The organism is Chitinophaga sp. (assembly GCF_036569125.1).
Classification (GTDB): Bacteria; Bacteroidota; Bacteroidia; order Chitinophagales; family Chitinophagaceae; genus Chitinophaga.
Genome location: NZ_DATCRF010000220.1, coordinates 1 through 7,856, shown reverse-complemented (window position 1 = coordinate 7,856; position 7,856 = coordinate 1). Strand labels below are relative to the sequence as shown.

The window sequence follows — 7,856 nt, the reverse complement described above, 5'->3', positions numbered from 1 at the left end:
TAACCAATCTGTGTTCGGGTACAGGTTACGGTCGGTGGCATTTTTATAGGCATCTATCATTTCCTGCGTGTATAAACCGGAGTTAAGCCCGGAATTAATACGCGCTTCGTTAAACAGCTCCATATACTCCGCAGAGTTGGTGATGAGGTCAAACAGCTTGGTAGGTTTGTAAATACCGTAGTTAAAATCATACTGCACCCGCATCTTGCCTTCCACACCCTGCTTGGTGGTTACCAGTATTACGCCGTTGGCTGCACGCGCACCATAAATGGAGGCAGACGCCGCATCTTTCAGTACCGATACGTTCTGGATATTATTCGGGTTCAGGTCAGAGAGCTTGCCCTCTACCCCATCTATCAGCACCAGCGGATCTACACCGGCGCCGCTGAAGGTGCCGTTACCGCGGATACGGATATACGCATTCTCATTCCCCGGCTCGCCCGTGCCCTGCACTACCTGCACACCGGGCATGGTGCCTTGCAGCATGGCCGATGGGTTGGTGATAGGACGTTTCAGCAGTTCAGCGCCATTTACCGTGGCCACTGCGCCGGTAAGGTTCACTTTCTTTTGTGTACCATAGCCTACTACCACTACCTCTTCCAGTGATTTAGGATCTACTTCCAGCGCCAGATCGATCACCGTGCGGCCACCTACCGGCACCGTTTGTGATTTATAGCCGAACATGGAGAAAATGAGTGTGGCATCACCGCTTACATTCAGCTTGTATAAACCGCCTGCATCGGTAGTGGCGCCGGTTGTGCCGCCCTGTACACGTACCACTGCCCCGGGCAGCGGGTTGCCGCCGCCGGTTATTTTACCCTGTACGGTAATGGATTGCGCCTGTGTAACCGTAGAAAAGTGCAGCAAACAAATGGTGAGCAGAGCCACCAGGCTGCCTTTTGTAATGGTACGGAGATAATTGGAATAATACGCGTACCCTGAAGTGCGCTTAGGTAAAGAGTGCATTTTTGTAAGTTTTATTTTCAAAACATGGAAGTCCTGCCCCGGAGCTGTGCACTCGCAGAAAGGTACTTCATAACGCCGGATGTGCTTATTTTACTGATATGATGGTTGATGACCCCCTAAAGTTTGCATTCGCCAGGTTGTTATTCATTACGTACAATAAAAGTATCAGGAACCGCGGGTTCAGGAAATAGACAAATCTTTTATGTTGATGGATTATGCTATCATTTTATTCCGGGCTAACATAAAAACGTCCCGGAACGTATATGTTCCGGGACGCTACACATCAATACAGCAGCGGATTACAGGCATTACTACCAGGGAATGATGCCAGCTGCATTAAAAAATTGTCCGCTGGGCCCATCTGCCTCCAACATAGCATAATGTGCTATAATCTTCGCTGAAGCTGATGTTTTATTAACACCGGTATGATTATTAAGATCAGTAGTTAGCCGTATTGATAAATGGTCGTGTTGTGTTAAACTATCCGGCAGCACAGTATTATCCGGCAAAAACAATCCTCTAAGATTTTTATCTGATAAAGTTATGAATTATCGCCATAACCTTAAAAGCGCACGGGAGGCCGCAGACAGTAAGGGACAGTTGGCCCGTTTATTCTTTTTAAATTTCTGAGGTAATCAAAATTCTCTGTACTCTGTAATTCACGTTAAGGTCCATATCTCTTTTCTTTTAAAATCAAACCCTCAATTTTCAAACCTATGTTGCACTCAACACGTTCACTTGTAAGGAATTATTTGTTCCTGTTGATCTGTATGTTGTCGGGGATCCATCTTGCCGGCGCCCAGGCCGTACTTTACAACGACATCAATTATGGCGGAACGGCCGTTTCATTCCCTGTTGGTAATTACCGGCTTACAGACATGAATGCAGCCGGCTTCCCGGATGATGCCGTGTCCTCCTTTACCTTACCTGCCGGGTACCAGGTAACCTTTTATGCAGATGACAATTTCACCGGGAAAAGCTTTACAGCTACGGCCTCCTCAACCTGGATCGGTACTGAATGGAACGACCAGGTAACCTCTTTTATCGTTAGCCTTATTCCCCCTCCCACGGGAACGGCTAACTGGATCTGGTCCTCAGCCGCAGGACCGGCCAATACCTGGATCGCTTTCCGTAAAAAGGTGACCTTATCTACAAAACCGGCTACTGCCATTACCAAAATTGCAGCGGAGAATAAGTACTGGCTGTATGTAAATAACCAGCTGGTGGTGAAAGACGGCGGACTGGATCTGCGCCCGGACCTGGTGAACACCTATTATGATGAAGCAGACATCGCCCCCTACCTGCAGGCCGGCGAAAACACCATCGCAGTGCTGGTATGGTATAAAGGTGGTCAGAATGGTTACACGCAGCGGGCAGTGGGTAATGGCGGCTTATTATTTGATGCAGGTTCCATAGGGGTGTCTGATGATACCTGGAAGTATAAAGTGCATCCCTCCTTTGGCGCTACCACACAGTTAATTTTGAACGGGCAGGATTATAAGTGGATCGCATTCCCGGTTTCCTATAATGCCGCCAATGAGCTGAGCGGCTGGACCACAGCAGCCTACAATGACGCATCATGGAGCACTGCCGTGAAAAAGGGCCTCCCTCCTGCTGCCCCCTGGAACAGGCTTGTGCCGCGCGGCATTCCTTTCTGGAAAGAGTATGCGTTGAGTAATTATCAAAACGCAATACCGGCTTCCATTACAGCCAATACTACCATTACCGGAACAGTAGGCACTAATATTCAGCTGCGCCCATACCTGCATGTAAATGCGCCCGCAGGTGTGAAGATCAGGATCACCGTGAACAGCCACTACTGGCAGGAGTACATTACAAAAGCCGGCGACCAGGAATTTGAATGTTTTGCCTGGCAAAATTCCAGCAATCATACCGTTACCTATGAGTTTACAAATGTTACCGGCGCCGTGCAGATCCTGGGTTTGAAGTACAGGGAAACCAGCTACAATGCGGACATTATAGGCCAGTTCACCTCTTCCGATGCATCGTTGAATACCTTGTGGACGAAATCAAAAAATACTTCCAGAGTATGTATGCGCGATCAGTATTATGACTGTCCCGACCGTGAGCGCGGGCAGTGGTGGGGAGATGTTTCTGAGCAGATCCTTTATTCATTTTACCTGTATGATACCAGCGTGAATAAGCTCACACGCAAAGCTTTCCGCGAGCTGATGTATACACAAAAAGGCAACGGCTCCCTTTATACAACAGCGCCCGGCACCAGCTTTCACCTGCCGGATCAGAACCTTGCTGCCGCAGCCATGCTGTGGAAGTATTATATGTACAGCGGAGACAAAGCCCTGCTGCAGGAGCTTTATCCGCAGGTAAAAAAATACATTCAGTTCTGTGCTGCCAGCTGTAATTCAGATGGCATGCTCATTTTACAAAATGATGCCTGGAACTGGATCGACTGGGGATCTAATTTAGGCACGCTCAATACCGGAAGCGCCAATACGATCTTTAACGCATTGTACATTTCCGTGCTTGAAGCAGCTATTAATACCGCCAACCTGCTGGGACAAGGTGCTGATGTAACTTATTACCAGGGATTACTGGCGAAGGTAAAGGCTAAGTTTAATACTTATTTCTGGAACAGCGCTTCCCGTGCCTATGTTTTCAGTAACCAGTCGGCCACGATCGATGACCGGAGTAACGCCTGGGCATTGCTTGCCGGTGTTGCTGACGATGCGCAGAAAGCAGGCATACTGAGTGTGCTGAAGAACCGGAATGATGCAAGTCCCTACCAGGAAATGTACATTGAACAGGCCTTGTTTATGCTGGATGGCGCTGCGGCTGTTACAAGAATGAAGAACAGGTATAATGGCATGATCAACAGCTGGTCATCCACACTCTGGGAAGATTTTACAGAAAGCAACAGCAATGCAGGCTACAGCAGTAATAACCATGCATGGTCTGCAGGTCCCTTATACCTGATGAGCGCTTATATGTTAGGCGTAAGGCCCACCCAGCCTGCCTTTACAGAGTTTACGTTTTTACCACAGGCAGGAGGTGTTACACAATTCTCCGGAGTGATCCCTACTGTGAAAGGGGGTATTGCTGCTGGCTTCTCTGCGGGCAGTGGTTCTTTTACGCAAACACTCAGCTCCCCTGCGGGCACTACTGCTATTGTGGGTATTCCGAAAGAAGTGCTTTCTACCCTTACTTCAGAGATCAAAGCCGGCAGCACTACCATCTGGAAGAATGGCACTTTCTTAGGCGGTGTGAGTGGTATTACTTTTTACCAGGAAGATGGCAGGTATGTACAGTTTAAAGTTGCAGCGGGCAGCTGGGAGTTCACGGCGTTGCCTTTCAGCACAACCGATCCGGTGGTCGTTTATATGGATTGTAATTACAGCGGCACGGCAGTTAGCCTGGGAGTGGGTAATTACACCCTTGCACAAATGCAGGCAAAAGGCATCAGTGACGACGCCATCTCTTCCCTGGCCATTGCAGAAGGCTATAAAGTGATCCTGTATGCGGATGATAACTTCACCGGCCAAACGGAAACTTTAACAGCCAATAACAATTGCATCACCTGGTCGCCGCTGCATGATAAAACCACTTCCATACGGGTGCTCACGAATGGGGTTACGAATTTGTCCGGCACGTATTTTATACGCAACCGGGCAAGCGGTTTAATGATGGATGTAAACGCAGCATCCACGGCCGACAATGCCAGTGTAATTCATTCAGAGTATAACGGCAATGCCAATCAGCAGTTTATCCTCACGCATCTTGGTGACGGCAACTATAAGATCATCGCAAAACATAGCGGTAAATCGCTGGATGTTCAGAACGTTTCCCTTGCAAATGGCGCCAACGTGATCCAGTATCCCTACCATGACCCTGCTGAATATCATCAGAATTTTATTATTGTAGCTGCTGGTGATGGCTATTACAAGATCATACCAAAACATAGCGCAAAAGTGCTGCAGGTGAATGGCGTTTCCGGCGGAGGGCTGGTGCATCAGTGGTCGAATGTGGGACAGGTGAATGGCCAGTGGAATTTTTCGGCAGCAGCTGCTGCTAAAGTAGCAGCAACAGAGGTGGCGCTTACAGTGGACCCTAATCCGGTTACCAATATGGCGACGGTAAAAGTAACAAATGTAAAAGAAGAAAAGCTCTACTTACAGATCTATACCGCTTCCGGTACAGCGCTTGCACCTGCGCAGCGTATGTTTAGCGGACAGCAATTTAATTTGTCGGCATTGCCGGCAGGCGTGTATATTATCAATGTAACCATTGGAAAAAAGGTGCTTAGTAAAAAGATTGTAAAATACTAAGGTAGAATGATGTAAGAGTTCCGTAGGAGGCCCCTTCTACGGAACTTTTTTTATTGAGTATTTAAAATAAAACATCCTGCTCAATCGTCATCAGTGCTAGTATTCCTACAGTACTATGACAAAGTCTATCAAAGTATATGATCCGCCGGCCTTTACAGCCGCCTATATGCAGCCTAAACAGGAGCTTGACAAAATGCTGCAGCCCGACTTCGGCAAGTTCTTTATTGTAAAAATAGAAGAAATGTACCGGCTGGTGCAACGCCCCGTAGCGGCCAGCCGCGGCACCACGCATAGCTGCTTATTCCTTACCTCCGGCGAGGCGGTAATGAAAATAGGCAGCCGGGAGTATACCCTGCACCCCAATGAAATATTGTTTGTGCCTGCAGGGCAGGTATTTTCTTTTCAACCGGGCGATGTGAATACCGGTTTCCTGTGCAACTTCCATAATGATACGCTTACCGGTCCTTATGGCAAAACCGCCGTGCTGCAGGCCTTTGAATTTCTGAAAGTATGGGGCAATCCCCTGATACAGCTGCCTGCAGCCACCGTTCAATTTGTGCTGCAGCTTTTTGAGCGCCTGCTGCTGGATTATATACAGCATGGCCTGCAGCACCCGGATATTATTCAAACTTATTTGACCACCCTGCTGTGCGAAGTGAATCGTGTCTACCAGCCGGTTAATAATGAGCTGCCAGGGGCCGCCCTGCATATTACCCGCAGGTTCAAAGAGCTGATCTTTACCCACATCCGCCATACACACCGGGTTACGGATTATGCAGCCCTGCTGCACATTAGCCCCAACCATCTTAATAAGACCGTGAAGGCCATAACCGGGCAAAGCCCCACTAAATGGATAGACGAGGCCATTATCCTGGAAGCAAAAGTGCTGTTTAACCAAAGTGAGATGAGTGTGCAGGAAGTGGCTACCGCTGTAGGGCTGGATGATCCCTCCTACTTTACCCGTTTGTTTAAGAAGTATGAAGGCTGCACACCCACGCAGTTCCGCCGGGTGATTGAAAAATCCTGTAATTAACAGTTTTCGTCCTAACAGCAGGCAGCGTTAAACAGGAACTTTGCTGCATAAATATTGTGCATGTATCCGTACCTGTTATTCTTTCATTCTGTTGTACGCTGGCTGGTGCTGGTGAGCTTAATATATGCGTTGCTGAGAAGTATAAAAGGCTGGGCCGGTAAAACGGCATTTACCGCGGCAGATAATTCCATACGCCATGTAACGGCTACTGTAGCGCATGTACAGCTGGCCATTGGATATGTGCTGTACTTCAACAGCCCGCTGATAGCCTATTTCAGATCGCATTACCATGAGGCGGTTCAGCACTTTGAATTCCTGTTCTTTGGGCTGATCCACATCATACTTATGACGCTGGCTGTTGTTTGCGTCACCATCGGCTCTTCTGTAGCTAAACGGAAAGATACGCCTGCGGCTAAGTTCCGGACCATGACCATCTGGTTTGCGCTGGCCCTGCTGATCATTTTTATTGCCATACCCTGGCCGTTCTCGCCACTGGCGCACCGGCCTTATCTCAGAACATTTTAATTATGCTGTTAAGAACAAAACTCGGAAGGCTGCGCATTATTGCTTTCCTGGAAGGGATCTCTTTGCTGGTATTGGTATTTATAGGCGTACCGCTGAAGTATGCGTACGGCAATCCTGCCCTGGTAAAAACCATGGGGCCCATTCACGGGCTGCTGTTCCTGTTCTTTGTGCTCAACACGCTCAGCGTGGGCATTGCCTACAAATGGGAGTTCCGCACCACTACCTGGAAAGTGCTGCTGGCCTGCATTATACCCTTTGGCACCTTTTACATTGACCGTAAAATATTATCCAAGCTGCCGCCGGTGGTCTAAGCTTTTTGTTTTTCGTAAGCTGCCAGCAGCTCCTGCACAGGTATGCCGTTGATGGTCATGCCCTGGGTATCGCAGCCGCGTACCTGCACATCCTGCAGGTTGCAGTTAATGATCCCGCTGCCGGCCAGGTAACAGTCCTCAAACGTCAGGGGCCGTTGTTTGGCAGCGGGGTCATAAAAAGGATGGCCTTTAGGCGGCAAACCTATATTGTGTATATAGGCGCCGCCTAATTGTGCACCTTCAATTTCCAGGTCGCTTAAATTGGCATTGGTGATCTTGGCGCCGGGCAGGCCTACATCATTAAACAGCAGCTTGTTCACACGGGCGTTCAGGAACTTTACTTCCTCGATACAGCCCTCTTTTATTTCCAGCAGCTGATCTGTTTGGGTGATGGTGATATTTTGCATGCATGATGATTTTTGGTTCACCAAAAATATGCAATGCCGGTACAAGGGACAGGGCGTATCTGCGACTTATAAGGGGGTAGATCCGGCTTATTTCGCCACTTCCAGGATGGAGTTCTGGTATTCGGGTTCCATCTTTTTGTTGGCGGGGTCCGGGATCCATACCCCATCTACGGAAAATTTGTATTCATATTTACCCGGCTTCAGGGGCAGCTGAATAGTCCAGGCGCCGTTGTTCCACTGCATGGGGTAATCCATATCATTCCAGCCGTTAAAGCTGCCGCCAATTGCTACTGAAGTGGCATTGCTATAC

General features: G+C 48.5%; 7 protein-coding genes. 4 read left to right on the top strand and 3 right to left on the bottom strand.

The window, feature by feature from the left end; translation table 11 throughout:
* On the bottom strand, nt 1-966 hold a 966-nt coding region (locus VIM87_RS07845; RefSeq protein ID WP_331996450.1), incomplete at its 3' end, for a TonB-dependent receptor plug domain-containing protein.
* Between the two features lie 716 nt (nt 967-1,682).
* Between VIM87_RS07845 and VIM87_RS07840 the strand changes: the two genes are divergently transcribed.
* The 4 genes from VIM87_RS07840 to VIM87_RS07825 all read left to right on the top strand — a co-directional run bounded on the left by VIM87_RS07840 (nt 1,683) and on the right by VIM87_RS07825 (nt 7,139).
* Nucleotides 1,683-5,270 (top strand): RICIN domain-containing protein, encoded by a 3,588-nt coding sequence (locus tag VIM87_RS07840; protein WP_331996449.1) that lies wholly within the window; start codon nt 1,683-1,685, stop codon nt 5,268-5,270.
* A 115-nt stretch (nt 5,271-5,385) separates the two neighbouring features.
* Entirely contained in the window at nt 5,386-6,303 is a 918-nt protein-coding gene (locus VIM87_RS07835) for a helix-turn-helix domain-containing protein (protein WP_331996448.1), read from the top strand.
* Between the two features lie 60 nt (nt 6,304-6,363).
* A complete protein-coding gene (locus VIM87_RS07830; RefSeq protein WP_331996447.1) occupies nt 6,364-6,828 on the top strand; it encodes a hypothetical protein in 465 nt (154 codons plus the stop codon).
* A 2-nt stretch (nt 6,829-6,830) separates the two neighbouring features.
* Nucleotides 6,831-7,139 (top strand): DUF3817 domain-containing protein, encoded by a 309-nt coding sequence (locus tag VIM87_RS07825; protein WP_331996446.1) that lies wholly within the window; start codon nt 6,831-6,833, stop codon nt 7,137-7,139.
* On the opposite strand, the gene VIM87_RS07820 is transcribed toward VIM87_RS07825, so the two are convergent.
* A complete protein-coding gene (locus VIM87_RS07820; protein WP_331996445.1) occupies nt 7,136-7,546 on the bottom strand; it encodes a hypothetical protein in 411 nt (136 codons plus the stop codon). The genes VIM87_RS07825 and VIM87_RS07820 overlap by 4 nt on opposite strands.
* Before the next feature lie 87 nt (nt 7,547-7,633).
* Nucleotides 7,634-7,856, bottom strand: a 223-nt coding sequence (locus VIM87_RS07815) for a glycogen-binding domain-containing protein (protein ID WP_331996444.1), incomplete at its 5' end; no start/stop codon positions are given.

Coding starts and splice junctions, on each gene's coding strand:
- VIM87_RS07820 (WP_331996445.1), bottom strand. CDS start 7,546: ATGCAAAATATCACCATCACCCAAACAGATCAGCTGCTGGAAATAAAA.
- VIM87_RS07835 (WP_331996448.1), top strand. CDS start 5,386: ATGACAAAGTCTATCAAAGTATATGATCCGCCGGCCTTTACAGCCGCC.
- VIM87_RS07840 (WP_331996449.1), top strand. CDS start 1,683: ATGTTGCACTCAACACGTTCACTTGTAAGGAATTATTTGTTCCTGTTG.
- VIM87_RS07825 (WP_331996446.1), top strand. CDS start 6,831: ATGCTGTTAAGAACAAAACTCGGAAGGCTGCGCATTATTGCTTTCCTG.
- VIM87_RS07830 (WP_331996447.1), top strand. CDS start 6,364: ATGTATCCGTACCTGTTATTCTTTCATTCTGTTGTACGCTGGCTGGTG.